Below are 26,205 nucleotides of genomic sequence, written 5' to 3'. Positions count from 1 at the left end.
CTCGTAATATAAATTGCGGGGAAGCCGCACTGTCTATCTGTTGAAGCGCAGTTCCGGATCAGCCGAAGCGTCCGGTAATGTAGTCCTGCGTGCGCTTTTCGGTCGGCGCGGTGAACATGGTTTCCGTGTCACCCACTTCGACCAGATTGCCGAGGTGGAACATGGCGGTGCGCTGCGAAACACGCGCGGCCTGCTGCATGGAGTGCGTGACGATCACAATCGTATAGTTCTGGCGCAGTTCGTCGATCAGCTCCTCCACCTTCGCGGTCGCAATCGGGTCGAGCGCCGAGCACGGTTCGTCCATGAGAATGACTTCCGGGCTCACCGCAATCGCGCGTGCGATGCAAAGACGTTGCTGCTGGCCACCCGAAAGACCGGTGCCCGCATCGTGCAGACGATCCTTCACTTCCTCGAACAAGCTCGCCTTCTGCAAGCTCGTCACGACGATTTCTTCAAGATCGGCCTTGGTGCGGGCGAGACCGTGAATGCGTGGGCCGTAGGCGACATTTTCATAAATCGACTTCGGAAACGGATTCGGCTTCTGGAACACCATGCCGACACGGGCGCGCAGTTCGACGACATCGATCTTCGGATCGTAGATGTCTTCATTGTCGAGCGTGATCTTGCCACCGACCTTGCAGCCTTCGATCGTATCGTTCATGCGGTTAAGCGAACGCAGAAATGTAGACTTGCCGCAACCCGAAGGGCCGATCAGCGCCGTGACCATCTTTTCCTGGATTTCCAGATCGACGTCAAACAGCGCCTGCTTCTCGCCATAAAATACGCAAACCTTGTCGCCGCGCATCTTTATGGAATTGGCGTTGGCGTTCATCTTTTCTCCTACGGCTTTCTCGAGAGATCGTTCAGTCATCAGGTTCATAGCTTTCGACTCCCGTTTACCAGCGGCGCTCGAAGCGGCGGCGCAGAATGATTGCTGCAATATTCATCACGGCAAGGAACAGAAGCAGGACGATGATAGCGCCTGACGTGCGTTCCACAAAGGCGCGTTCTGCTTCATTCGCCCACATGTAGATTTGTACAGGCAATGCCGTCGCTGGATCCATTGGCGTGGACGGCACGTCGGCGACGAAAGCCACCATGCCGATGAGAAGAAGCGGTGCGGTTTCACCAAGCGCATGGGCAAGGCCGATGATCGTTCCCGTCAGGATGCCGGGTGCGGCAAGCGGCAGGACGTGGTGGAACACCATCTGTGTTTTCGATGCACCAAGACCGAGGGCCGCAGCGCGGATCGACGGCGGCACCGCGCGAAGGGCGGCGCGGGTCGCGATGATGATGGTGGGAAGCGTCATCAGCGTCAGCACCAGACCACCGACCAGTGACGCCGAACGCGGCAGGCCGAAGAAATTGATGAAGACAGCAAGCCCGAGCAGACCGAACACGATGGACGGAACCGCTGCCAGGTTGTTGATGTTCACCTCGATCATGTCGGTGAAACGGTTCTTCTTGGCGAACTCTTCCAGATAGATTGAAGCGGCGACGCCGATAGGCAGCGACAGACCGAGAACGATCAGCATCATGTAGAGCGAACCGACAAGCGCGACGCCGAGACCGGAGGTTTCCGGACGGCTGGAGGCACCGAAGGTGAAGAGACCTGTATTGAAGGCCTCCTTCATGACGCCTTCTTCCGAAAGCATCTTCATCCAGCCCACCTGACGGTCAGAAACCTTACGGCTCGTCTCCGGCACGGAAAGGTCAATCTGACCTTTGAAGGCAGAATCGATGTCGGCGCCGGCCAGAACAGGAACGGTCTGCGTCGTGCCGATGAGCGATGGATTGTCCATCACCATCTTGCGCAGCTGAATGCGCACGCCGTCGGAATAGAAGCGGCCCAGATCACGCATTGCCGGACGGTCTGTCGCAGCAACACCCAGTTTTTCGGCCAATGCATTGCGCACCAGCAGCGGATAATTGGCCGTGATCAGCACATTCGGATCGGTCGCGCGCTTGTTGCCCGGGTCAATCACCTTTTCTTCAAGCTTGACCGGCAGATAAAGCGTCGTCTGCCAGAAGGCTGTATAGCCCTTGGAAAACACCGAGAAGAGAAGCGCGCACAGAAAGAACACGCCGATGGCGATCGCAGCAATACCGTAATAGCGGAAGCGACGTTCGGCAGCGTAGCGGCGTTTCAGTCCGATATCGCGGCGCGTCGGCTGTGCCGTGGCGCCGCTGGCGTTGAAGGTCGTATCGGTCATTATTCGTACTGCTCCCGGTACTTGCGCACGATATGCAGCGCAAAGATGTTCATGATCAGCGTCAGGACGAAAAGCGTGATGCCGAGTGCAAAGGCCACCAGCGTTTGCGGCGAGTTGAACTCAAGGTCGCCGGTGAGCTGGTTGACGATTTTCACCGTGATGGTGGTCATCGCCTCGAAAGGATTGATGTTGATGCGTGCCGCAACACCGGCGGCAAGAACCACGATCATGGTTTCGCCGATGGCGCGGGATGCGGTCATCAGAAGCGCGCCAACAATTCCGGGCAAAGCGGCAGGAAGGACAACACGTTTGACGGTTTCGGAGCGGGTTGCGCCAAGACCAAGCGAACCGTCGCGCAATGTCCGCGGCACGGCTGTGATGATGTCATCGGAGAGCGAGGACACGAAGGGGATCAGCATCACGCCCATGACGAGACCAGCGGTCAGAACGCTCTGCGCCATGATGAAGCCCTGACCGCCTGCAATGGCAATCGAGAGATCGCGCAGGAAGGGCCCGACTGTCACAAGGGCGAAGAAACCGTAGACGATGCTGGGAATACCGGCCAGAAGCTCAAGGACCGGCTTGACGATCGTGCGCACTCGGGGCGACGCATATTCTGCCATGTAGATGGCCGAAAACAAGCCGACTGGAACAGCGAACAGCATGGCCACAAGGGCGATGTAAAGTGTACCAGCCAGAAGCGGAATGAGACCGAACTGGCCTGTCTCACCACCCGAGCCGGCGGCGGCAAAGCGCGGGTCCCATACAGTGCCGAAGAAGAACTCCCACGGCGAGACTGACTGGAAGAAACTGATCGTCTGGAACAGCATCGAGCAGATGATGCCGACGGTCGTCAGAATGGCGATACCGGATGCGGCGATCAGCCCCCAGAGAACGATCCGCTCGACATTATTGCGTGCACGCATGCGGCGGCTGATCGTGGAAAGGCCGAAGATCAGGCCTGCGATGGCGATCACCAAGGAAACAGCCGAACCTATGGTGTGTGTCAGCGCCGTTGCCTTTTTCAGGTAAAGCGCGATAGGCACCATGTAATCTTGGCCTTCAGTCGCGAGCGCCACGCCCTTGGATGCAAGAACGGCGCGAGCATCCTGATAGTTTGCCGGGAAGCTTTCCAGTTCGGCAGGCGTCAGCCGGTCAAGCCCGTTGGCCAGACCACGCACCATGCCAAGCTGCAGGCTGCGATTGGTGAAAGAGCCGTCCTCGATAGCATCCGGCAGACGGGCGGTCGCGCTGTGATCGAGATAGACCGACGTTCCAACGGCCCATACAGCGAGAAACAGAATCGCAGGCAATGCAGAAACGAGGAAAACCCACCAGCCATGATAATGCGGGCGGGAATGCATTTTCTCGGTCGGCGAGGCTTTTGCGGAAGCAGACTGCGCCTTGTCCAGCGCAACGGCACGCTGGCGGCCTATGAAGAATCCGATCAGCCCGATTGCAACGATACTGACGAGAACCAGAAAGAAGGACATTCAATTTCCCCGGTTGCCCTGATGAATGCGGACGGTTTTAGGTGCAGCTTCCACCCATGCCGTTCCACGTGGATGCGCCTGTCATAGTGCAAAGGCGCGAAAGGAGAAGAACGCGGAGATTCGTCATCCCCGCGTTCCACAGATTAAAACTTACTTCGCAGCCAGCGTCTTGCCTTCGGTGAAGGCGGCGCGCTGTGCTTCACGTTCTGCGTCCGGAGCCGGAACCAGACCATATTCGGCGAGCGGGCCGTCAGGACCGATCATCTGGTCATTCAGGAAGAACTCAACATATTCCTTCAGACCCGGGATAACGCCGAGGTGAGCCTTCTTCACGTAGAAGAACAGCGGACGCGACACCGGATATTCGCCCGAAGCGACGGTTTCAGCCGAAGGGGTGATGTCGTTGACGGTCGCAACCTTCAGCTTGTCAGCGTTGTTTTCGAAGAAGTAGAGGCCGAATACACCAACGCCGGTCTTGTTGGAGTCGATGCGGGCGAGCGTTTCGGCATAATCGCCGTCGATGTCGACAGCTTTGCCGTCCTTGCGCACTGCGATACAGGCGGAAGCGGCAGCCTTGTCGTCAAGACCGGTCTTCTTGATTTCGTCCAGAGCGCCGGAGTGCTTGCAGCCGTCGGCGAGAACCTTTTCTTCAAACACTTCGCGGGTGCCGTGCTTTTCGCCTGGGATATAGGCAGCAATGTCCCAGTCCGGAAGGTTCGGGTTGACCTGATTCCACTTGGTGTTCGGATTGTCGACCAGCTTGCCGTCGACGACGAGCTTGGCTGCGAGAGCCTTGTAGACATCTTCCGGCTTCAGCTTCCAATCCGGACCCTTGGCGTCGGTCGCGAAGACGATGCCGTCATAGCCGAAGCGCACTTCCTGAACATCCTTGACGCCAGCGTCGATGCACGACTTCAGTTCCGAGTCCTTCATGGCGCGCGATGCATTGGCGATATCGATGGTGTTTTCACCGACGCCTTTGCAGAATTCCTTGATGCCTGCGCCCGAGCCGCCCGATTCAACAACCGGCGTCTTGAAGTTCGGGAAGGTTTCACCGAAGGTCTCGGCGACGATCTTCGCATAAGGCAGAACGGTCGAGGAACCGGCAACCTGAATCTGATCGCGCGCCTGAGCGGCGGAAACCGACATAACGGCAGCGATGGCAAGCGCTGCGGTCGAGGAAATCATCTTGTTCATGAGCTGCGGCTCCTGTTGTAAAAGACATATGACGATGTGGCGTCGTTAGCCCTCTACGCGCTCTATATTACATTCATATGACACTATTGTTACAGGTTTGTATCAGAGCCGCTTGCCAGTGATTTTGTGGGGTTTTGCCGTGCCTTGAACCGGCAAATATTTCGGGCTTTAAAAATGCGGCAAACGCGCACCGAGATCTTCAATCCCCGAAACATCGACATTGGCGAAGGCAAAGCGCAGAAACGCTTCCTGTCCTTCACCGAAGAACCGGCCCGGCAAGGTGATGATGCCGAGTGACTTCGCAAGGCGCTCGGCCACCTCGACCGATGAGGCATCCGGATAAGGATGACGCACAAAAGCGAAATAGGCGCCAATTGCTTCCACATGCCAGCCTTCGATATTGGCCATGACCGACCGCAATGCAGAGGCACGCCTTGCAATCTCGCCGCGATTATCGTCACGCCAGCCGGTCAACGGCTCGATGGCGCGTGCGACCGCGATCTGTGGCGCGCGGCTTGCGCATATCTGCAGATTGTCCATGACTTTTGCAACGCTCTCGACCATCGCCTTGTCCGCGACAATCGCACCAAGCCGGTGCCCCGGAATGCAGAACGATTTTGAGAAGCTGTAAAGCTGGATCAGATGCGACGACCAGTCCGCCTCGTCAAAAAGCCGATGCGGCGGTTCATTGGCATCGGCCATAAAATCGCGATAGGTCTCGTCCAGAATGAGCCATGTTCCATTGTCACGGCAGAGAGCATAGATTTCCGATAACAGTCCCGCCGGATAAATCGCCCCGGTTGGGTTGTTCGGGGAAACAAGCGCCAGCGCCGCAATACCCGGACGAAGCACAGCCCGGACATCTTCCGCGCTTGGGATGAAGCCATTCCGGGCATGGCAGGGCACCGAACCGGATGCGATGCCGAGCATTTCAAGCGATGAACGATGGTTGAAATAGAAGGGATCAGTGGTCAGTACCGTATCGCCGCTTTGCGCTACGCACATGATGGCAGCGATGAAGGCCTGATTACAGCCGGATGTGATATGGACGTTGGCAACATCTATCTGTGCGCGATAAAGCTGACCGACATACGCCGCATAAGCCCCGCGCAAAATCTTTTCACCCTCGATCGGACCGTAACCGGCGGAAGCCACCGATCCCGCTGCCTCGCCCAGAAAGCGCAACATATCGGGATGCGGAGGATAGCCGGGAACAGCTTGCGACAAATCAATCAGAGCACCACGCGACCCGTCATAGTCCCGCGCCCAGGCCTGTACCGCTGGAATGGGCGGCGCGGAAAGGCGATTAATCAGCGGATTGACGGCAGGCAAGGACATTGGCGGCTCCCATGGTGGTTTCGGCCACTCTTATCGCGATCGCTGGTGTGGTTGAAGCGGTTATTCGCTCGGACGCGAAAGCACGTAAGCAGCCGAGCCGAGCATGAAAACAGTTACCGATGTTGCCAGCAGCCAGCCGGGTTTCGCGCCCCACCAGAACAGGCCATACCCGACCGTCATACCAAGACAGGCATAAAGCTTTGCACGTGGCGGAATGGCTCCACGCTCACGCCATTTTATGACCAGAGGACCAAAACGCTGATCGGCAAGCAGGCGAGCCTCAAGCTTCGGCGATGATCGTGCAAAGAACCACGCGGCAAAAATGATGAAGATCGTTGTCGGCATGACCGGCAGGAAAGCACCGATGATGCCAAGCGCCAGCATAAGGAAGCCGAGGCAAAGATAGAGTATCCGCTTACCCGCCGAAATTGCTGGCGAAGCGGTCTCGATCCTGTCTTTTTCCGGGTGGTCCTGCATGGCGTTCCATCGTCTGATCTGGACGCTTATAACAGGATTCTGGCGCTTTCGTGCAGGTTCACAGCGGTCAAAGAAATGTCATCCCACTGCCTTTCAGCCCCTGTGGATAACTTTTTGAGACCGGTAAGGAATTGTAAAACACAGTCATAAATTGCAGTTTTGCCCCCGAAATGCCTTATTTCCTTAACTTCGCCACTCAGGATGAAAACTTGTTCTACAAATAAAAATTGCAACGCAATCGCACCGAACCTCCGTCCGGGTAAGCAGTTCTTCTTGCAATCAATGCGCGAAAACAAGGCGCAGCAAAGGCTGCCGCAGATTCCTAACGAATCGTAAACGGTATTACAGCAACCAAACAGAATCTTTCCTAATATTCCTTAGTTATGTTTATCTGATTAAATAAACAACGTTTAGTATAGGATGATTTTCCCGATGCGATATAGATTCAATTATCGCATAATGTTCTCATTCGAACCACGTCAGCGCCACATTTAGATTCCAGTTCGCGATTGTCTTTCTCAGCGACAACTGTGGGACACCCCGTTAACAACTAGTGGATCTGGCATGACTTTCAAGACCCGTATGGCTATGCTCGCCGTTGCGGCAACCGGTCTTCTCGCGACCACCGCAATCGAGGCTTCAGCACAGCAATGCGGCGGTGCCTCCTGGTACGCCCTCACTTCCCGTACGGCTTCGGGTGAACGTATGAACCCGGCCGGCCTGACCGCAGCACACCGCACCCTGCCGCTTGGCAGCAAGGTCAAGGTTACCAATCAGAGAAACGGCAAGTCACTCGTCGTGCGCATCAACGATCGCGGCCCGTTCATCAAGGGACGCGTCCTCGACCTGTCGAAGGGTGCCGCCGGCCGCCTTGGCTTCATCGGCGCGGGACACACCAAGGTCTGCTTTACGCCGCTTTGATTTCGGCGACATTTCGTCCGACTGCTGGATATGGAGCATTTCCGATCTAAGTTCGATCGTTAGAAATGCTCCATCGAATTGTTTTCGGCATTTCCTTGCCCAAAACCGGTTCCCACTTTTGGGTGACATGCCTATTTCCGGTCCAGCCGGTCGGTGAACCAGCGGGTCAGCTTGATCCAGACCTCGTCCTTTTCGGCGGCATCCTCGATCCCGTGTTCAAGATTGGGATTGTCGTTGACCTCGATCACCACCACGCCATCGTCCGTTTCCTTCAGATCGACGCCATAGAGTCCGTCGCCGATGCAGCGTGCCGCGCGTAGTCCGGTTTCCAGAACCGATGGCGGCGCATCGCCCAGCGCATAGGAACGAAACCCGCCTTCCAGAGGCTTGCCGCCCGTATCGTGCTTGACGATCTGCCAATGGTTCTTGGCCATCATGTACTGGCAGATGAAAAGCGGCTTTCCGTCGAGAACGCCAACACGCCAGTCGAACTTCGTCGGCATGTATTTCTGCGCCAGCAGGAGGTCACTGTCCTCCAGCCATAAAGTGGCGAGCGCTTTCAGTTCGGCAAAATCCTTCACCTTCTTCACGCCGCGCGAAAATGACGAATCCGGTATCTTGATGACCATCGGAAAGCCGAGCATATCGGCGGCGCGCTCCAGATCCTCCTCACCCGCAATCATCACCGTCGGCGGAACCGCCACGTCGTTCGCCTGCATCAGTTCGTGCAGATAAACCTTGTTGGTGCAGCGGATCATGGAAATCGGATCGTCGATGACTGGCATGTTTTCCTGTTGCGCCCGCCGGGCGAAACGGTAGGTGTGATTGGAGATCGATGTCGTCTCACGGATGAACAGTGCGTCATAGTTGGCAAGCCGCGGCAGATCGCGCTTGCCGATCGGTTCCACTTCCACCCCGAGCCGGGCTGCGATTCTTGCCCAATGCTTCAGCGTTGAAACGGTCGAGGGCGGCATAGCTTCCTTCGGATCGCACAGCGTTGCGAAGGAATAGCGCGCTGGCACCTTTGGGCGCGCGGCGCGCCACTCACGCTGGGTATAGCGATCAAGCGCGTCCTCGAAGCGTTCCTTCTGTGCTTTGGTAAACTTGGTGATATTCGCAAAGCCAATCTTCTGGATTCGCGCCCATTCACCCGGCTTGACCGTGACTTCCAGCGACGGCGCGCGAAACCAGTCGAAGAGCAGCCGTCCGAACCGTTCAAATTCGGGATTATCGGCAAGACCGAAATGCACGTGGATTGTTTCGGGCGCCCTTTCCGGATGCTTGCCGAGCGCCTTGTTCAGCATGTCTTCGAGTTCGGGAATAGCGTTTTCATAAAGTCGCCGTTCCGACAGATCGATCATCGTTTCCACAGAGGGGATGATGCGATGCCCCCGCGCTTCAGCCAGAAGCGAAGCGTAATAGCCACGGCTTTGATAGGCGTAGGAGCGCGACAGGTTGATGATGCGCGGGCGCAGCTGCCCGTTGAAGAGAGCGGGATGCGCGAGATAGTCACGCGTGGTCATGACCTTGTGCGGCGTCGCCCCATTGTCGATATCCGAGAGGCGCCCTACCAGAATGACGCAGATCGTCATCAATCCGTCCTTTTTTCCAGAATAACGGCCGCCCTGAGCCCATCACTGCCGAACCGTGCGATGCGGTCGAAAATGTGGAAGGGAACAGGGACATTTGCAGCATCGGCAATGGTTTCGCCGAGTTCTTCCTCCACCCAGGGGTCATGAATGAGAATATGCCGCCCATCTTCGCCATGGGCGAGCACCCAGTGCGGCACTTTCTTGCCGAACATATGATAACCGCTGATCAGCACGATCACTGCCGCCCCACGGCGCAAGGCAGCCAGAATGTCGTGCAGCGTGAAACCGCGATAATCCACCGGAATTGCATAGGCTTCTGTACGCTGGCGGAAATCGGTCTGCGCCAGTTGCATCACCTTGCGCTTTTCTTCCGAACGCACCGATTGCAGGAAAAGCATGTCCTCGATGGAAACGATGATCGATGCTTTCAGACCACGCTCATGCGCGGCGACGGCAAGCCCGAAAGGTTCGCAACCGCCCGGCCCCGACATCATATAGATCGTCGTCGCATCGCGCCAAAGGCGGACTTCCAGCACGGGGTCGAGCTGCGTCTCCCGATTGTGCCGGGCAAGCACCATCATCAGGCAGGCCGCTCCGCAGGTAAAATCAGTCGTCTGCTCGTAATAGGGAAAGGCTGTGATGGGCGAAACATCACCGCGAACCGTCTTTTCGAAACGCAGCGCATCCGAATGGTCAGCGTAGTAATCGAGATAGCGTCCAATGGGGCGGTAGCCATGCCGCTTGTAAAGCGCGATGGCGCGTTCATTATCCTCGCGCACTTCCAGCCGCAGCAACGGACGGTCGTGGTCGTAAGCTGCCGTTTCCGCCGCCTGCAACAGAAGAGAGCCGACGCCCTTGACCTTGGCCTCCGGGTCGACGGCTATCGAGTAAAGTCGCGCAAGCGCGGTGCCATGACGGAAAAGAATCATCGCATAGCCGATGACCGCGCCATCCATTGTTGCAACAATGGTTTCTGCGGTTGGTCGTGCGATGAGGGCGCGAAATGAACGGCGAGAAATCCGGTCTGCCTCGAAACAGCGCTCCTCGATGCGCAGGAGCGCATCTATGTCGTCTGCCGTGGCCTTGCGCGTCGTTGCGCCTGTCATCTTTTGGCCTTTGCAAAGGGATCGTTACGATCCGGTCGGCACCAACATTGGCTTATTCGAGGCAAAAGACAAGCGCCCGGACCGTGGCAAAATTATGAGTGATTTTTACCGCCTGATCGGTTCCGCTCAGCCGCTAAATTCAATCAATAATTGCAATTTTTGGCGCCACCCGCGTTAACCATTAATTAAGAAGTCCGGCGACCCCAAGATGAACTGAATTGACTCCAGAGTATTTCAGACATTAACGTTTCGTTAACAAATGAGTAACTGGCGAGAGCCAAAGGGCGTTGAGTATGTTTTGCGTTGTTCGCTCGACCACAAAGATTATGGCAGTCGCCGGTTTTGCAGTTTCGCTGCTGATGACAAGCTTTGGTGCACAAGCCGCCTCCGGCGACTTCATGCAGACCGGCAAGCTGACCTCGCAGCCGATTGGACATTATGAATTCTGCAAGCGCGAAGCCAAGGAATGCGGCATCACCAGTCGCGACACCCGCGCACTGCAGCTCAACCATTCTAACTGGCAGCGCATCGTCGAGATCAATCTTTCGGTCAATGAACGTATCAAGCCGATGACCGACATGGAAATCTATGGCGTCGAGGAATACTGGGCTTACCCGACGACCGTTGGTGACTGCGAAGATTACGTCCTGCTGAAGCAGCGTGAATTGCAGAAGGCCGGCATTCCGATCACGGATCTTCTGATCACTGTCGTTCGCAAGCCGGACGGCGAAGGTCATGCAGTCCTCACCGTTCGCACGGATCGCGGTGATTTCGTTCTCGACAATCTGACCGATGAAGTTATGCGCTGGAACGAGACCGATTATACTTATCTGAAGCGTCAGGCAGCCAACGATACCGGTCGCTGGGTCACCATCGAAGGCCCGGACAATCTCCTCGTCGGTTCGGTACGCTGACACAAAACCTTCCCCATATGTTTTTGAAAACGTCCCGGAATGTGCTATTCATTCCGGGTCTAAAAAGGAGAGGTCGGTGCGGTTAGCCCGATCCCCGTTGTAAAGCGGGTCCTGGCCTTCGCAATTGTTTTCATTTCGGCAAATGCGTTGAGTCCCTTGACCTTACACTCCGATGCAATGGTGCATTGGAGAACAAAAGGTCTTGGTTATGAAACAGCAGATCTCCGTCATTACAATTGGTATCGCCGACCTCGAGTGCTCACGTCGTTTTTACACGCAGGGCTTCGGCTGGGTGCCTGTTTTCGAGAATGAAGAAATCATCTTCTATCAGATGAACGGTTTCGTTCTCGGAACCTTCCTGAAAGCTTCGCTCGAAACCGATATGAACCGCAAAGGCCTCCAGCAGCCCGGCGCATTTTCTCTTGCACATAATGTGGAACTGGAAACGGATGTCGCGCCACTGATGGACCGGTTGGTTGGGGCTGGTGGCAAGCTGGTGCGTTCGGCTGACGCGCCGAGCCATGGTGGTTTTCGCGGCTATGTCGCCGATCCTGACGATCACGCCTGGGAAATTGCATGGAACCCGGCCTGGGCCATCGATGAGAATGGCCTTGTAACGTTCAGAATATGAACTCAATGGGTTGGCAACAGGGCGCGAAATGCGCCCTATTGTTTACAATGATACGGCTATTTGGGGCGCGCATGACGAAAATCTACTTTATCTCGCATCCGGAAGTCGTGATCGATCCCGCAAAGCCTGTTCCGTCGTGGAACCTGTCGGAGCGCGGAATTGAACGGATGCGCTCCTTTGCCAGCCAGCCGGAACTGCAATCGATCACATCAATCTGGTCCAGCACGGAAGCAAAGGCAATTGAAGCTGCTGAAATTCTGGCGGATATTTTAAGAGTCAGTCCGTTGACCGACAGCCGCTTTAAGGAGATCGACCGAAGCGCCACTGGCTTCCTGCCCGCCGAACAACACGAGACTGTAGCCGACCAGTTCTTTTCCGCACCCGAAGCAAGTATTCACGGCTGGGAGCGGGCCATCGATGTGCAACAACGCATCGTGGAAGGTTTTGAAGCGGTAAAGCGGCTTGGAAATTCTGACGATATCGCTATCGTCGGCCACGGTGGTGCCGGTACGCTGCTGCTCTGCTTTCTGGCCGGACGTCCAATCAGCCGCCAGTATGATCAGCCCTTTCAGGGCCATTACTGGTGTTATTCTTGCGAAGACCGGTCCGTCCTCCATCACTGGAAGCCGATAGCGCCACGCTGAAATTTCCTCGTCGTACTGTCTAAGCTACATAGCAGTTCCGCAGACTGACCATTTGCGTTATTCTCCGATTCTGGCTGCTTCCAAGCCTCCCCCCTCCGTTCGGGAAAGCATTTTTCATGCAGGAAGATGAAATCATCGAACCAACTGTTCGGGCACATGCACAAGGAGGGACTGCAATGACAGCTCGTCACAGGAGGTTTATCGATGCGGTTATCGTCCCCTATCTATCACCTGAAGCGGCTTGCCAGGCGTTTGGCAAATGATGCTGATATTCCACTTCATGAAGCGCTTGATCGCGTTGCCGCGCAGGAGGGTTACAGAAGCTGGAGCCTGCTCGTTGACAACACATCCGCTCCCGTTTCTGCTCGCGAAATCTATGGCTATCTCAAGTCCGGCAGCATGGTGCTGATTGGCGCCAGACCGGGCCATGGGAAAACCCTGTTGAGTCTTGATATAATGATTGAGGCCATGCGAGATGGCAATTACGGCCTTTTCTTTTCGCTTGAATACACTGAGACGGATATCGCCGGACGCTTCAAGGCACTCGGCGTCGATCGCGATAACTTCCGGCATCTATTCCGTTTCGATTGCTCGGATGCCATCTGCGCGGATTATATGATCGCCAAACTCGACGCTGCTTCGGCTGGAACCGTCGTGATCGTCGATTATCTGCAGATTCTCGATCAGAAGCGGGAAAAACCCGACCTGTCGACCCAGATTGCGGCGCTCAGGTCATTTGCTTCAAAGCGAAGGCTCACCATTCTGTGTATATCGCAAATCGACCGTTCCTTTGATCCAGCGGCAAAGCCGTGCCCAGGGATCGAGGATGTTCGGCTTCCCAACCCGCTTGATCTCACATTGTTCGATACATGCCTCTTTCTCAACAATGGCGAGATTCGCGTGCGATCGCGTGATCGGATGACGACGCTTGAAAACGTGACGTCGTAGAAGATGTTCAGGCTGCGGAAACCAGCCTTTCCGCACCCATGCGATAGGATATGGCGCTGGCCAAATGAATGCGACCGACTTTGTCGCTCCCGTTCAGATCGGCCAGCGTCCGGGCGACCTTCAGAATGCGATGATAAGCGCGGGCAGAAAAACGCATCTGCTCGCTTGCGTCACGCAAAAGCTTGAGGCCTGCCGCATCCGGCTCAGCAACCTGTTCGATCAGTTTGGCCGAGCAATAGGCATTGGTCAGGGACGGTTCCAGACCGAGCGCTGAATAACGCTGGGTCTGAATCGCACGAGCACGGGAGACGCGTTGTGCGACCGTCTCGCTCGTTTCCGACCGAGATGGTTTGATGAGATCGAAAGCAGAGACCGCAGGCATATCCACCCGCAAGTCTATACGGTCGAGGAGCGGGCCTGAAATACGCGCCTGATAATCGGCCTGACAACGTGGGCCCCGCGCGCAGACATGACCGGGTTCGCCCGCCATACCGCAACGGCAGGGATTCATGGCGGCGATCAGTTGAAAGCGCGCCGGATAGCTGGTGCGATGATTGACGCGTGCAATGAGACATTCGCCGGTTTCGAGTGGCTGACGCAAGGAATCCAGCACCTGTGGCGAGAATTCCGGAAACTCGTCCAGAAACAACACGCCGTTATGCGCAAGCGATACCTCGCCCGGACGCGCACGCAGTCCACCGCCGACCATTGCCGCCATGGACGCCGAATGATGCGGCGCGCGGAACGGACGGCGATCTGACAGTTTTCCACCCGAAAGCTCACCCGCAATCGAGGCGATCATCGATACGTCCAGCAATTCGCGCGGAGAAAGGCGCGGCAGAATGGATGGCAATCGCTGAGCAAGCATGGATTTGCCGGATCCCGGTGGCCCGACAAGCAACAGATTGTGATTGCCCGCAGCAGCGATCTCAAGCGCTCGCTTGGCGGTCTCCTGCCCTTTGATATCGGCAAGATCGAGTTCCGTTTCACCGGAAAGCCGCATGGATGGTTCCGGTCGGGTCAGAACCTGCGTGCCGCGAAAATGGTTGGCAAGGGCGATGAGACTGCGCGGAGCCAGAATATCGATATCGGCACCCGCCCACGCTGCCTCTGGCCCGCAAGCATAAGGGCAGATAAGTCCTTTCTCATCCCGGTTCGCACCGATTGCAGCAGGCAGGACGCCTGCCACCGGTGTTATCGAACCGTCGAGCGACAATTCACCCAGAACGAGATAGGACTGTATTGCATCCGCCGGAATGGCACCGATTGCCGCCATAAGCCCGACAGCAATGGGCAAGTCATAATGCGACCCTTCTTTCGGCAGGTCGGCAGGTGCCAGATTAACCGTCACCCGTTTGGTCGGCATGGAAAGGCCCGAGGCGTGCAACGCCGCTTGCACACGCTCCCGGCTTTCTGCCACGGCTTTGTCCGGCAAGCCGACAATGGACATGCCCATCTTGCCCGGCGCGACCATCACCTGCACGTCGACAGGCACAGCCTCTATGCCTTGAAAAGCAACTGTTCCAACCCGCGCGACCATGTGCCCCCGCTCGCCACGCACCACATCTCTTAAGTGAGTAAAGACTCAAATACAACTTAGAGAGTTAAGCACGAGCGAGCGGTAAACTCAAGAACGTTAAGAGAACAAATTAACGCTTGGCTTCTACCGCATCCCAGAACAGGGCCGCGATATTAGTCCCGTCGAAACGCTGGATTTCGCGGATACCAGTTGGAGAGGTAACGTTGATTTCGGTCATGTAGTCGCCGATCACATCAATGCCGACCAGAATGAAACCACGTTCTTTCAGTGACGGGCCAATGCGCTCGCAAATCTCGCGTTCACGTGGCGTTAGCTTGCTCTGTTCCGCACGCCCGCCGACATGCATGTTGGAACGGGCATCGGTTTCCGACGGCACGCGATTGATTGCGCCGACAGGTTCACCATCAATCAGGATGATGCGCTTGTCGCCGGCGCGTACGTCCTTCAGATAACGTTGTGCAATGAACGGCTCCTTGAAGAGCTGACCGAACATTTCCAGAAGCGAGGTCAGGTTGCGGTCACCATCGGCCAGATGGAAGACGCCCGCACCACCATTACCATAAAGCGGCTTCAAAATGATGTCGCCGAACTCGCGACGGAAATCCATGACTTCCTGCGGGTCCTTGGTGATGAGCGTTTCCGGCATCAGGTCGGGAAACTCTGTCACAAAGATTTTTTCGGGACTGTTGCGCACCCATGCCGGATCGTTGACAACCAGTGTTTTCGGGTGAATCCGCTCCAGAAGATGGGTGGTGGTAATATAGTTCATGTCGAAGGGCGGGTCCTGACGCAGAAGCACCACATCCATTTCCGACAGGTCGCGGCGGATCGGCTCACCCAGCGTATAGTGATCGCCCTTGACGTCGCGCACTTCCATCTTTTCCAAGCGGGCAGAAACGACGCCATCGCGCATCGAAAGCCGGTCTGGCGTATAATGGTAAAGCTCATGACCGCGCTTCTGCGCCTCGAGCGAAAGGGCGAATGTGGTATCGCCCGCAATGTTCACCGTGCTGATATGGTCCATCTGGACCGCGACTTTGAGAGCCATGATTTCCTCGCGATTCGAAGTTGCGGGAAATCTAAAACGGAATGACTGGGCAACATAGTCCTTTCTCTCAATCCGTTCTCGGGTGTCTGTTGTGCACTTACAATGCTTGAAGTTGAACTGGATCAGCTTTCATCCGTTGATTATGTTGGATGCAATCGCTTCGGGCGTCTCGGGAGGAAAAAGTGACCGTCGTAAAAACTACCCTGTTTGCCGACCATGTAGCAGAACTGGGCGAAGGCCCCGGCTATGATCCACTGAGCGGAAATGTCTGGTGGTTCGATATTCTCGGCCAGAAACTGATCGAGAAGAACTGGGACAGCGGCGAAATTCACGTCCATGCGCTCGGCATGAAGGCCAGCGCCCTCGCCGTTATCGACCGTGACCGGCAGCTGATCGTCAGTGAGCATGGGCTGTTCATTCGCGAGCGCGCCAATGGGCGATTGACTCTTCATCATCCACTTGAAGCCGAGAATGACGTCACCCGTTCCAACGATGCGCGTGTGCATCCATCAGGATCGTTCTGGATCGGCACGATGGGCAAAAAAGCCGAGACCGATGCAGGCTCGATCTGGTGGTATCGCGAAGGCCAGGTGAAAAAGCTTTTCTCCGGTATCACGATCACCAACTCAATCTGCTTTTCTTCCGATGGAAAGATCGCCTATTTCGCCGACACGGATCGCAACATCATCTGGCGGGTCGATACAGACCCTGAGACAGGATTACCGATATCCGACAAAAGCGTCTTCCACCACCGGGCCGAAGAAGGCGGCGTCGATGGCTCGGTCGTTGATGCGGAAGGCACGCTGTGGAATGCCTGTTGGGGCGGCAGTTCGCTCAATGCCTATTCACCGCAAGGCCGCCTGATCCGCTCGATTTCACTGCCGGTCCGCCAACCATCATGCCCTGCTTTTGTCGGACCGGATGCGACGGTGATGATCGTAACCAGCGCCAATGAAGGCCTCGATGAAGAGGCTCGCCGTTCCGATCCCCATGCCGGAAAGGTTCTGCTGCTCGATCTGACGCTTGCCGGACGGCACGATCCGCCAGTCCGGCTCTAAACAGCAAATAAAAAAGAGCCCCTGCGGGCCCTTTGATTTTAGAGCATAATCCGACCGAAGTGAAACGAGGATCGATAAGATTATGCTTAAAATATAATAGGTTAGAGTTCCGATCAGATCCTATCTGATCGGAACTCTAAACGCCTTCGACGATGACGATTTCACCATCCGCAACCGTCTGGCGGATCGCCTTCGCCGCCTGATATTCCGGCGAATTATAGCAATCGAGCGCGTGCTGCATGGTTTCGAATTCGATGATCACGTTGCGGGCGCGACCTTGTCCCTCAACTGCATCAGCCGTGCCGCCACGAGCGATGAAATTTGCACCATAACGTTCAAATGCCGGTTTCGCCGTTGAAACATAATCCTTGTATCGCTCGGAATCACGGACATCCACACGGGCAATCCAGTAGGCTTTAGTCATGCTGCTTCCTCCACTAGCTCGTAATCTTTTCCACCGCATTATCCCGCGCAAAACCGCTTCGCACTTTCGCTGGAAATGCTCTAGGCAACGGAACGCATTTCATCGAGAATGGCAAGGGCCGCCGCTTTGCGATCAACCGCGCCGACAATCGGACGGGCAACGACCAGATGGCTGGCTCCGGCCTTCAAGGCATCTGCAGGGGTCATGACCCGTTTCTGGTCACCTTTTTCCGAACCGGCGGGACGAATGCCCGGCGTGACGATGGCCATATCCGGGCCGACCGCCTGACGGATGGCTGCCGCTTCGACCGCGGAAGCAACAATGCCGCCCATACCAGCCTCACGCGCCTGAACGGCGCGTTTCAGCACCAGCGTTTCGGCATCGTCAGAATAACCTGCTTCCCGCAGATCGGCATTGTCCATTGAGGTTAAAACCGTCACGCCCAAGAGGCAGAGGTCCGATCCCTTGGCGGCTTCCACCGCTGCCCGCATCGCTTTCGGATAGGCATGCAGCGTGAGCATGGAAACACCCATCTTCGCGACATTCTCAACACCCTTCGCGATGGTGTTGTCGATATCAAGCAGCTTCATGTCGAGGAAGACTTTCTTCTTCGCCGCCACAAGGCTTTTTGCGAAATCGAGACCACCCGCAAAAACCAGCTGATACCCGATCTTGTAGAAGGAAACAGTGTCGCCCAGCTCTTCGACCGCCTTCTCAGCATCGGCGATGGTCGGCACGTCGAGGCCCACGATCAAGCGCCCCGATGCTTCCCCGGGCGCTTGATCGCGCAAATCTGTCGTCGTCATGAGAGTCTCCGTGGTGATTTTTATTCTCTTCGCACAACAGGACCCGTTACGAAAGAGACGGAATCAGCTTTTCGCTTCTTCCACCCGTGCGATGAGGCTGCGGCAGACAGCGGAGAGCATTCTCGCGCTGCGTTCTTCTTTCAGCGTACCATCGTCATTGAACGCCACCGATGCATGACCGACCGAGCATTGCTCGGTGACAATCTGTACGCCGACATTCATCAGAACGGCGCGCAGGTGGTAGAGTCCACGCATACCGGCAAACATACCGTCGGAGCTGGAACAGAGGCCGACAGTCAGACCGGCATAAGGCCTGAACGGCCTGTCTCCGTCCCTTGAAATGCGACTGACCCAATCGATGGTGTTTTTCAGAAGCGGCGGGATCGATGCATTATATTCCGGCGAGCAGATCATCAGACCGTCCTGTTCCGCAAACAGGCGACCGAGCCGCATGGCGTTCTCGGGAACGCCATGCTCGTTTTCCAGATTCTGATCCATGATCGGCAGCGGATAGTCGGCAAGCGTGATGCGCGTGACCTGCGCACCTTGCGCCCGTAATTCTTTCTCGGCGGCATCTGCCATATGGCCGGAAAAAGCGCCGATGCGAACTGAACCCGCGAAGACGAGAATACGTGCAGTCATGAAAAGCCTCGTGCGAAACTAGTGGATTGAATTTGACGTTTGAATCCCGACTGAATGAGATGCTGTTTCAAACGTCAAATTCGAAAAATCCACTAGATACATAAAGTTACTAGTGGTCTTTGCGATTCCGACATTTGCTCGGCGCTTGTATCAGAGGGACGCAAATGTCGGAATCAGACCACTAGACCAAAGGGCTGCGATAAACCCAAAGCTGCGCCGGTGGCACATTGCGCACCACAAAATCATAGTGCTGAACGGTATAATTGCCGCGACCGGCTGGAACCGGTGGCAAGGGACCATAGGTGATCTGCATCAGAGGCCGTCCGTGTGGAATGCGCGAAAGCAGGCTTTCCACGAGCTGGATGCGCTTGTCCATCGGGAAATTGAGCATCGGCACAGCAGAGATGATGCAGTCGAATTTCTGGTCTTTCTTCTCACCCAACGCGCTATCGAGATCGAAGGCATCGCCCTGAATGATGTTGACCTCCGGAAAGATCGTATTCAAGTGATCCACGAAGTCCTGCGAATATTCGATGGAATAGAGGTCGGCAGGTTTCACGCCCTGTTTCAAGATCGCCTTGGTAATCACGCCCGTGCCCGGTCCGAGTTCCAGAACCGGAAGGCCGGAACCGGTATCGATGACGCTCGCCATACGGCGCGCGGTAATGGAACTCGTCGGCAAAATAGCGCCGACCGCTTTCGGCCCGTCTATCCATCCCTTGAAAAAACGGATCTCCTCATCGAACTTAGCGGCCAGTTTCCTGCCGAGCTGTCCTGCCATTCTTGCTGCTCCCATTGTCGTTATTGGACAAGTTTATGCCGCTTTGAATTCCCTAAGCAAGGCGTGAATAAGGAAAAGAACAAAAAAGGGAGCCAAAAAGCTCCCTTTATTATTCACCGATACCTTCAAAGAATTCTTTCATCCTTGAGAAGAACCCCGCTGATTTCGGGCTGTTCTCTTGCGAGGAAAGTTTTTCGAACTCTTCCAGCAGTTCACGCTGGCGTTTGGACAGGTTCTGCGGCGTCTCAATGTCGATCTGTATATAAAGATCGCCAACGGCGGCCTGACGCAGAACCGGCATGCCCTTGCCCTTGAGGCGGAACTGCTTGCCGTTCTGTGTGCCGTCCGGAACCTTGACCCGCGTCTGCGTGCCATCCAGCGTCGAGACTTCGAACTGACCACCAAGGGCTGCCGTCGTCATCGAGATCGGCACCTTGCAATAGAGGTCGGAGCCGTCACGCTGGAAGAACTCGTGCGGCTTGACCGAAAGGAAAATGTAGAGATCACCTGAAGGGCCACCGCGCATGCCAGCTTCGCCTTCACCGGACAGGCGGATACGGGTGCCATCCTCGATACCTGCCGGAATATTGACCGACAGCGAACGTTCCTGCGTGACGCGACCCTGGCCATGGCACTTGCCGCAAGGATCCTTGATTATCTGTCCGCGACCGTTACAGGTCGGGCAGGTGCGCTCCACCGAGAAGAAGCCCTGGGCAGCGCGAACGCGGCCCGAACCGGAACACATGGTACAGGTGGTCGGCTGGGAGCCGGCCTTTGCGCCGGAGCCGGAGCATTCGTCGCAGGTGATGGATGTCGGAACGCGAATCTGCGCGGTCTTGCCCGCATAGGCTTCCTCCAGCGTCACTTCCATATTGTAGCGAAGATCGGCGCCGCGTTCGCGTCCGCCATTGGAGCGACGACGACCGCCACCCATCATCTCGCCAAAAATGTCTTCGAAGATATCGGCAAAACCGCCAGAGCCACCAAAACCGTTGCCGAAACCGCCGCCCATGCCACCATTTTCAAAGGCTGCGTGGCCGAACCGGTCATAAGCGGCACGCTTCTGCGGATCCTTCAGCGTTTCGTAAGCTTCGCCGATTTCCTTGAACTTGCGTTCAGCTTCCGGATTGTTCGGATTGCGATCCGGATGGTACTCCATCGCGAGCTTGCGAAAGGCGGTTTTCAGCACCTTATCGTCTGCCGTTCTTTCAACACCCAGAGCTTCGTAGTAGTCGATCTTCATCAGTTCGTTATCCCGGCGGCAGGAACGCGCCTTTTGCTTTCACGGACATCGTATCCCGAAACCGGTCCCCAGATTCGTGCGACACGCCCCAAAGCGTTCAACACTTGTCAGGGGCCAGCGTTTCCAATTGTTCATCTATCGAAGCGCCTTCCGACTCAATGCGTCAGAGCAGCACTCCGGGTTTCAGCGTCAACACCACTTTGCCCGAAACCGTCTCATGCTTTTCAAGATGTATGCAGGCCAGCGCGATTTTTCAAATAGAGGCTGATCTGCCTGATATTTCCATCGGTACTTTCTACCGATACCAGCCAATATGCAGGCTTATACAAAACCTGCGAATATGAACATCTCGAAAATTGGCAAAAGCCCGGGGCAGAGCCCCGGGCTTGAGCGTATAGAGCCTGAAATTACGACTTCTTCTTGTCGTCGTCGATTTCTTCGTAATCGGCGTCGACAACATCGTCGTTCGAAGCAGCTTCTTCGCTACCGCCGGCAGAACCGGTTTCAGCAGCCTGAGCGGCCTCATACATGGCCTGACCAAGCTTCATGGAAGCTTCGGCGAGCGTCTGCGTCTTCGCCTTGATGTCCTCGGCATCGTCGCCTTCAAGCGAAGTCTTGAGGCTTGCGAGAGCATCCTCAATGGCCTTCTTGTCATCAGCCGAAACCTTGTCACCATATTCGCTCAGCGACTTTTCGGTCGAATGAACGAGGCTTTCGCCCTGGTTCTTGGCTTCCACGGCATCGCGGCGCTTCTTGTCCGCTTCGGCATTCGCCTCGGCGTCCTTGACCATCTTTTCGATGTCGGCATCACTCAGACCACCGGATGCCTGAATGCGGATCTGATGCTCCTTGCCCGTGCCCTTGTCCTTGGCCGTCACGTTGACGATACCGTTGGCGTCGATGTCGAAGGTCACTTCGATCTGCGGCACGCCACGCGGTGCGGGCGGAATGCCGACGAGGTCGAACTGGCCGAGCATCTTGTTGTCGGCAGCCATTTCACGCTCGCCCTGGAAGACGCGGATCGTCACGGCCGACTGGTTGTCTTCGGCGGTGGAGAAGGTCTGCGACTTCTTGGTCGGGATCGTGGTGTTGCGTTCGATCAGACGAGTGAACACACCGCCCAGCGTTTCGATACCCAGCGAAAGCGGGGTCACGTCGAGCAGCAGAACGTCCTTGACGTCGCCCTGCAGAACGCCTGCCTGAATTGCCGCGCCCATGGCGACGACTTCATCAGGATTAACGCCCTTGTGCGGCTCCTTGCCGAAGAAGGCCTTCACGACTTCCTGAATCTTCGGCATGCGGGTCATGCCGCCGACCAGAATCACTTCGTCGATTTCGCCAGCCTTCAGACCGGCATCCTTCAGCGCTGCCTTGCAAGGCTCGATGGTGCGCTGAACGAGATCGTCGACCAGGCTTTCGAACTTGGCGCGCGACAGCTTGATGGCAAGATGCTTCGGACCGGTCTGGTCGGCCGTGATGAACGGCAGATTGACTTCGGTCTGCTGCGCGGACGACAGTTCGATCTTGGCTTTTTCGGCAGCTTCCTTGAGGCGCTGCAGAGCGAGCTTGTCGTTCTTGAGGTCGATGCCGCTTTCCTTCTTGAACTCGGCCACGAGGTATTCGACCAGACGCATGTCAAAGTCTTCACCGCCGAGGAAGGTGTCGCCATTGGTCGACTTCACTTCAAAGACGCCGTCACCGATCTCGAGGATCGACACGTCGAAGGTACCGCCGCCAAGGTCATAAACAGCAATGGTCTTGCCTTCGTTCTTGTCCAGACCGTAAGCGAGCGCAGCAGCCGTCGGCTCGTTGATGATACGCAGCACTTCAAGACCAGCGATCTTGCCGGCATCCTTGGTTGCCTGGCGCTGAGCGTCGTTGAAGTAGGCCGGGACGGTGATAACCGCCTGCGTAACCGTTTCGCCGAGATAAGACTCAGCGGTTTCCTTCATCTTCTGAAGGATCATCGCAGAAACCTGCGACGGGGAATATTTCTTGCCGTGGACTTCAACCCAGGCATCGCCATTGTCGCCCTTGACGATCTGGTATGGGACAAGGTCCTTGTCCTTGGTAACCATCGGGTCGTCAAAGCGGCGGCCGATCAGGCGCTTGACCGCAAAAATGGTACCTTCCGGATTGGTGACGGCCTGACGCTTGGCAGGCTGGCCGATAAGACGTTCGTCACTATCCGTGAATGCAACGATCGAAGGGGTTGTACGCGCACCTTCGGCATTTTCGATGACCTTCGCGTTTTTGCCGTCCATGACGGATACGCAGGAGTTGGTCGTTCCCAGATCGATACCAATTACTTTAGCCATATTTCTCTCCATTCAGCAAACCGCCAAGACCTCTACCGAGCGTTCCATGGGCGGTTCCTATCGGTTTCACAATGCGCTTTTCACGATGCTTGTCCAGATACCGGACCGGTTTCCAGACGCACATCAATGCCCTGTGCGAGGCGTATATAAGAAACGCGGTTTTTTACTGCAAGTCACAACAGCCAAGCTGAGGCAGATTCCGCACCCGGAAATACTGACAGGGACCTATCGACGTACGAAATAGGGGTCGCCGCTGCACTACATAGTGCGCGCTGACCATCATACCATAGCCGATTTGCCGTCTTTTGCCGCTCGGTAGATCGCATCGATGAATTTCTGGTTCGCCTTCGAGTTTTCAAGCGAGAAAAGCCGCGCATCCTTATCGCCGCGCGCAGCACGCACAAAACTCTCGGCCTGAAGCTGATAATGATTGGCGTCACCGAACGACCATTCCATCGCCTTCGTGTGACCGGCATCGAAAAGCGCGATGCTGCCATGACCATATTTGCCGGTATTGAACGGCGCATAGACTTCGATGAAGCCCTTGTCGCCATGGAAAACCATCGTTTGTCGAGCGCCAAGTTGCGTGGCGACATAGAAAGTCAGGTCAAAACCGTCGAAGCGCGCCGAAACATTGGCATAACGGTCGGTGCCGAAGGCCGGATCATATTCGACCGACGCCTGAACCGACACCGGTTCCTGACCGGTAACCATACGGGTTACCACGGTCGGATAGACGCCAATATCCGGCAGGGCGCCGCCACCCAGTTCCGGCTGGTTGCGCATATTGCCCGGATCGACATTGAAATAGGAAAAAGCGCCCTGCACATGGCGGAGCCTGCCGATAGCGCCTTCGGCCAGAAGTTCCTGCAGCTTGATCCACTGCGGATGGTAATAGACCATGAAGGCTTCAGCCATCGTAACCTTATGCCTGTCACGCGCGGCAATAAGCTGGTCGATATCGTCGGCCTTGAGTGCAATCGGCTTTTCGCACAGGACATGCTTGCCTGCTTCAGCCGCCTTGAGGCTCCATTCGATGTGCTGCGAGGTCGGCAGCGGTATATAGACGCCGTCGATAGCGTCGCTGGCCAAAAGTTCTTCATAGGAACCGAATGCCAGCGGTGCACCGAAACGGTCGGCGACGGCGCGTGCCCGCGACAGGTCGCGGCTTGCAATGGCATGAACAATGCCATTTTCGGACGCGCAAAGCGCTGGAATTACCTGCGTGACGCCAATCTTGGCAGTTGAAAGGATACCCCAACGAAACATGCTGTTCCCTCTTTCATTCAAAGCAAGAACCGGACTCATTCCGGCGTGTCCCAGTCCTGAACTCTCAGTTCCGGCCAGAATTTCAGCGCGCGGGTTGCCTTGATCTCATGCGTTTCGCGGTTATCGATGGCACGATTGGGCCGAATGCGAAATGAAAAAATATCGTCAAAGCCGAATGGAGCGTGGATGAGCAGCCCATCTTCCGTCACCTCGCCGTCTTTTGCCAGCCGCACACCCACACAATGGGCAATCGTCGAATAGCGTTCTATCGATTCGGTCGCAGAGCGAAGCGGTGCATAGGGCTGTCCAAAGCGCTTTTCGAACCACAGATGCACCCGCGCCTGATTGCGAATCTGCACCGGAAGCGGAAAGCCGCGGAAGACGTCAGCCCCGCGGGTGATAACCGCATCCTCTGCTTCCCAGGAAAGATCGCTGCCGTCGAAATAGATAATATCGAGATCCTTGATCCCATGCAGAGCCTGTCGCCCGGTCAGCCGGTTCCAGATGGTGTTGTAGAGGGCACCGGAAACGAGCCAGAATTCGAATGATTCCCCGCCGAGTTCATGCAGCCGATGCAGCGCATCCGTCAGCAGCGGGCTTTCCAGAATCATCTGTGAAAAGATATCCCGCTGCCGTGCGAGTGGCAGACCGGCATGATGCAAATGGTTCGTCGTTGCCTTCATTGACCGCTCCCCGACCCATGGCGATAAAAGTCGATGAATGCGCGCAAGGCCGGGCGCATCTGGCGGCGGCTTGGATAATAGAGATAAAGCCCGGCGAAAGGCTGGCACCAGTCTTTCAGGACCCGGACAAGACGTCCATTCGCCAATGCATCGTGAACATAGGCTTCGAACAGATAAGCAAACCCCGTACCGTTCAGGGCTGCTTCCAGAATAACCCTGTCGTCATTGACAATCAGAGGTCCCTCAATGGCGATTTCCTGCACTTCGCCCGCTTTTTCGAACTCCCAGCGGTAGGTTCGCCCGCTCGGAAAGCGATGGCGAATACATGCGTGCTGCAAAAGATCGCGCGGTTCGACGGGAGCTGGACGGTTATTGAAATAAGCCGGTGCCGCGACGATTGCCGCACGAACATGCCCGGTCAGCCGCGTTGCAATCATGTCCGCTTCGAGGCTTTCACCGAGACGCACGCCTGCGTCGAAGCCAGCCGCTACGATATCGGTGAAGCCATTTTCCACCCGCAGATCGAGTGTAATGTCGGGATAAGCTCTGGCGAATTCGCCCAGACGCGGAGCGATGACAAGTTGCGCCGCCACATAGGGCGCTGTGATGCGCAGCACCCCGGACGGTCGATCCCGCGAATCGACGGCGGCACCCAAAGCCGCATTGATCTCCTCAAGCGCCGGTGCCAGCCTCTCCAGCAGTTGCCGCCCGGCCTCCGTCGGGGCGACGCTGCGTGTTGTGCGTGCAAGAAGACGCACGCCCAGACTGTCCTCCAGTGTTGCCACCGCATGGCTGACGGCCGAGGGCGCAATCGCCAGTTCCCGCGCAGCGCCACGGAAACTTCCATGCGCGGCAACGGCGGCTAGAACGGCAAGCTGTGACAGTTGACTTCGATTCATTGTTACAAATTACAGAACAA

General features: G+C 56.2%; 25 protein-coding genes. 6 read left to right on the top strand and 19 right to left on the bottom strand.

What is annotated here, in order from left to right; genetic code table 11:
• Positions 1-58 precede the first annotated feature (58 nt).
• The 6 genes from pstB to CES86_RS12775 form a co-directional block, all read right to left on the bottom strand.
• Positions 59-832 carry a phosphate ABC transporter ATP-binding protein PstB gene (gene pstB / locus CES86_RS12800; RefSeq protein WP_010657754.1) on the bottom strand — a complete coding sequence of 258 codons (774 nt, stop codon included), beginning with the start codon at positions 830-832 and terminating at the stop codon, positions 59-61.
• 64 nt (positions 833-896) lie between these two features.
• Positions 897-2,213 carry a phosphate ABC transporter permease PstA gene (pstA, locus tag CES86_RS12795; RefSeq protein ID WP_029926188.1) on the bottom strand — a complete coding sequence of 439 codons (1,317 nt, stop codon included), beginning with the start codon at positions 2,211-2,213 and terminating at the stop codon, positions 897-899.
• Positions 2,213-3,706: a phosphate ABC transporter permease subunit PstC gene (gene pstC, locus CES86_RS12790; protein ID WP_010657752.1), complete on the bottom strand. Its 1,494-nt coding sequence runs from the start codon at positions 3,704-3,706 to the stop codon at positions 2,213-2,215. The genes pstA and pstC overlap by 1 nt, the downstream gene beginning before the upstream one ends.
• Positions 3,707-3,856: 150 nt before the next feature.
• Positions 3,857-4,903 (bottom strand): PstS family phosphate ABC transporter substrate-binding protein, encoded by a 1,047-nt coding sequence (locus CES86_RS12785; RefSeq protein WP_012091010.1) that lies wholly within the window; start codon positions 4,901-4,903, stop codon positions 3,857-3,859.
• Between the two features lie 168 nt (positions 4,904-5,071).
• A complete protein-coding gene (locus CES86_RS12780; protein WP_167387117.1) occupies positions 5,072-6,235 on the bottom strand; it encodes an aminotransferase in 1,164 nt (387 codons plus the stop codon).
• Positions 6,236-6,301: 66 nt separating this feature from the next.
• Positions 6,302-6,718 carry a YbaN family protein gene (locus CES86_RS12775; protein ID WP_094514558.1) on the bottom strand — a complete coding sequence of 139 codons (417 nt, stop codon included), beginning with the start codon at positions 6,716-6,718 and terminating at the stop codon, positions 6,302-6,304.
• 564 nt (positions 6,719-7,282) lie between these two features.
• Here CES86_RS12775 and CES86_RS12765 point away from each other — a divergent pair.
• Positions 7,283-7,639, top strand: a complete 357-nt coding sequence (locus tag CES86_RS12765) for a septal ring lytic transglycosylase RlpA family protein (protein WP_010657747.1) — start codon at positions 7,283-7,285, stop codon at positions 7,637-7,639.
• Positions 7,640-7,770: 131 nt separating this feature from the next.
• Here CES86_RS12765 and CES86_RS12760 read toward each other — a convergent pair whose 3' ends face one another.
• Entirely contained in the window at positions 7,771-9,231 is a 1,461-nt protein-coding gene (locus tag CES86_RS12760; protein WP_012091014.1) for a RimK family alpha-L-glutamate ligase, read from the bottom strand.
• A complete protein-coding gene (locus CES86_RS12755) occupies positions 9,231-10,337 on the bottom strand; it encodes a GNAT family N-acetyltransferase/peptidase C39 family protein (protein WP_012091015.1) in 1,107 nt (368 codons plus the stop codon). Before CES86_RS12755 ends, CES86_RS12760 begins: the two co-directional genes overlap by 1 nt.
• A gap of 293 nt (positions 10,338-10,630) precedes the next feature.
• On the opposite strand from CES86_RS12755, the gene CES86_RS12750 reads away from it, so the two are divergent.
• From CES86_RS12750 to CES86_RS12735, 4 genes are all read left to right on the top strand, one after another.
• Positions 10,631-11,251 (top strand): transglutaminase-like cysteine peptidase, encoded by a 621-nt coding sequence (locus CES86_RS12750; RefSeq protein ID WP_012091016.1) that lies wholly within the window; start codon positions 10,631-10,633, stop codon positions 11,249-11,251.
• A 208-nt stretch (positions 11,252-11,459) separates the two neighbouring features.
• The gene (locus CES86_RS12745) at positions 11,460-11,882 is read left to right on the top strand and encodes a VOC family protein (protein WP_094514554.1); all 423 of its coding nucleotides are present in this window, start codon (positions 11,460-11,462) and stop codon (positions 11,880-11,882) included.
• A gap of 71 nt (positions 11,883-11,953) precedes the next feature.
• Positions 11,954-12,526 (top strand): histidine phosphatase family protein, encoded by a 573-nt coding sequence (locus CES86_RS12740; RefSeq protein WP_094514552.1) that lies wholly within the window; start codon positions 11,954-11,956, stop codon positions 12,524-12,526.
• Positions 12,527-12,730: 204 nt separating this feature from the next.
• Positions 12,731-13,474 carry a DNA helicase gene (locus CES86_RS12735; RefSeq protein WP_094514550.1) on the top strand — a complete coding sequence of 248 codons (744 nt, stop codon included), beginning with the start codon at positions 12,731-12,733 and terminating at the stop codon, positions 13,472-13,474.
• A gap of 7 nt (positions 13,475-13,481) precedes the next feature.
• Here the strand turns inward: CES86_RS12735 and CES86_RS12730 are convergent, their stop codons facing one another.
• Together CES86_RS12730 and gshB are read right to left on the bottom strand one after the other, a co-directional pair.
• Positions 13,482-15,014 (bottom strand): YifB family Mg chelatase-like AAA ATPase, encoded by a 1,533-nt coding sequence (locus tag CES86_RS12730; protein WP_012091020.1) that lies wholly within the window; start codon positions 15,012-15,014, stop codon positions 13,482-13,484.
• Positions 15,015-15,123: 109 nt separating this feature from the next.
• Complete coding sequence (gene gshB, locus CES86_RS12725) at positions 15,124-16,062, bottom strand: glutathione synthase (protein WP_012091021.1); 939 nt, start codon at positions 16,060-16,062, stop codon at positions 15,124-15,126.
• A 182-nt stretch (positions 16,063-16,244) separates the two neighbouring features.
• On the opposite strand from gshB, the gene CES86_RS12720 reads away from it, so the two are divergent.
• The gene (locus CES86_RS12720; RefSeq protein WP_040129062.1) at positions 16,245-17,120 is read left to right on the top strand and encodes an SMP-30/gluconolactonase/LRE family protein; all 876 of its coding nucleotides are present in this window, start codon (positions 16,245-16,247) and stop codon (positions 17,118-17,120) included.
• A gap of 136 nt (positions 17,121-17,256) precedes the next feature.
• Here the strand turns inward: CES86_RS12720 and CES86_RS12715 are convergent, their stop codons facing one another.
• From CES86_RS12715 to CES86_RS12675, 9 genes are all read right to left on the bottom strand, one after another.
• On the bottom strand, positions 17,257-17,544 hold the full coding sequence (locus tag CES86_RS12715) for a DUF1330 domain-containing protein (RefSeq protein WP_012091023.1): 288 nt from the start codon (positions 17,542-17,544) through the stop codon (positions 17,257-17,259).
• An 80-nt stretch (positions 17,545-17,624) separates the two neighbouring features.
• On the bottom strand, positions 17,625-18,350 hold the full coding sequence (gene pyrF / locus CES86_RS12710; RefSeq protein WP_094514549.1) for an orotidine-5'-phosphate decarboxylase: 726 nt from the start codon (positions 18,348-18,350) through the stop codon (positions 17,625-17,627).
• Between the two features lie 63 nt (positions 18,351-18,413).
• The gene (locus CES86_RS12705) at positions 18,414-18,992 is read right to left on the bottom strand and encodes an NADPH-dependent FMN reductase (RefSeq protein ID WP_010657714.1); all 579 of its coding nucleotides are present in this window, start codon (positions 18,990-18,992) and stop codon (positions 18,414-18,416) included.
• A gap of 181 nt (positions 18,993-19,173) precedes the next feature.
• Positions 19,174-19,773, bottom strand: coding sequence for a phospholipid N-methyltransferase PmtA (gene pmtA, locus CES86_RS12700; RefSeq protein ID WP_010657713.1), 600 nt, complete (start codon positions 19,771-19,773; stop codon positions 19,174-19,176).
• Positions 19,774-19,882: 109 nt separating this feature from the next.
• On the bottom strand, positions 19,883-21,016 hold the full coding sequence (gene dnaJ, locus CES86_RS12695; protein WP_012091025.1) for a molecular chaperone DnaJ: 1,134 nt from the start codon (positions 21,014-21,016) through the stop codon (positions 19,883-19,885).
• Positions 21,017-21,423: 407 nt separating this feature from the next.
• The gene (gene dnaK, locus CES86_RS12690; RefSeq protein WP_010657711.1) at positions 21,424-23,334 is read right to left on the bottom strand and encodes a molecular chaperone DnaK; all 1,911 of its coding nucleotides are present in this window, start codon (positions 23,332-23,334) and stop codon (positions 21,424-21,426) included.
• A gap of 279 nt (positions 23,335-23,613) precedes the next feature.
• A complete protein-coding gene (locus CES86_RS12685; protein WP_094514666.1) occupies positions 23,614-24,603 on the bottom strand; it encodes a Gfo/Idh/MocA family protein in 990 nt (329 codons plus the stop codon).
• 35 nt (positions 24,604-24,638) lie between these two features.
• Entirely contained in the window at positions 24,639-25,286 is a 648-nt protein-coding gene (locus CES86_RS12680; RefSeq protein ID WP_094514547.1) for a nucleotidyltransferase family protein, read from the bottom strand.
• Positions 25,283-26,185 (bottom strand): LysR family transcriptional regulator, encoded by a 903-nt coding sequence (locus tag CES86_RS12675; RefSeq protein ID WP_094514546.1) that lies wholly within the window; start codon positions 26,183-26,185, stop codon positions 25,283-25,285. Before CES86_RS12675 ends, CES86_RS12680 begins: the two co-directional genes overlap by 4 nt.
• Positions 26,186-26,205: the final 20 nt, after the last annotated feature.

This window comes from Brucella lupini, assembly GCF_002252535.1.
GTDB classification, from domain to species: domain Bacteria; phylum Pseudomonadota; class Alphaproteobacteria; order Rhizobiales; family Rhizobiaceae; genus Brucella; species Brucella anthropi.
The sequence above is the reverse complement of the archived record's forward strand: the minus strand, read 5'-3'. Positions and strand labels throughout refer to the sequence as shown.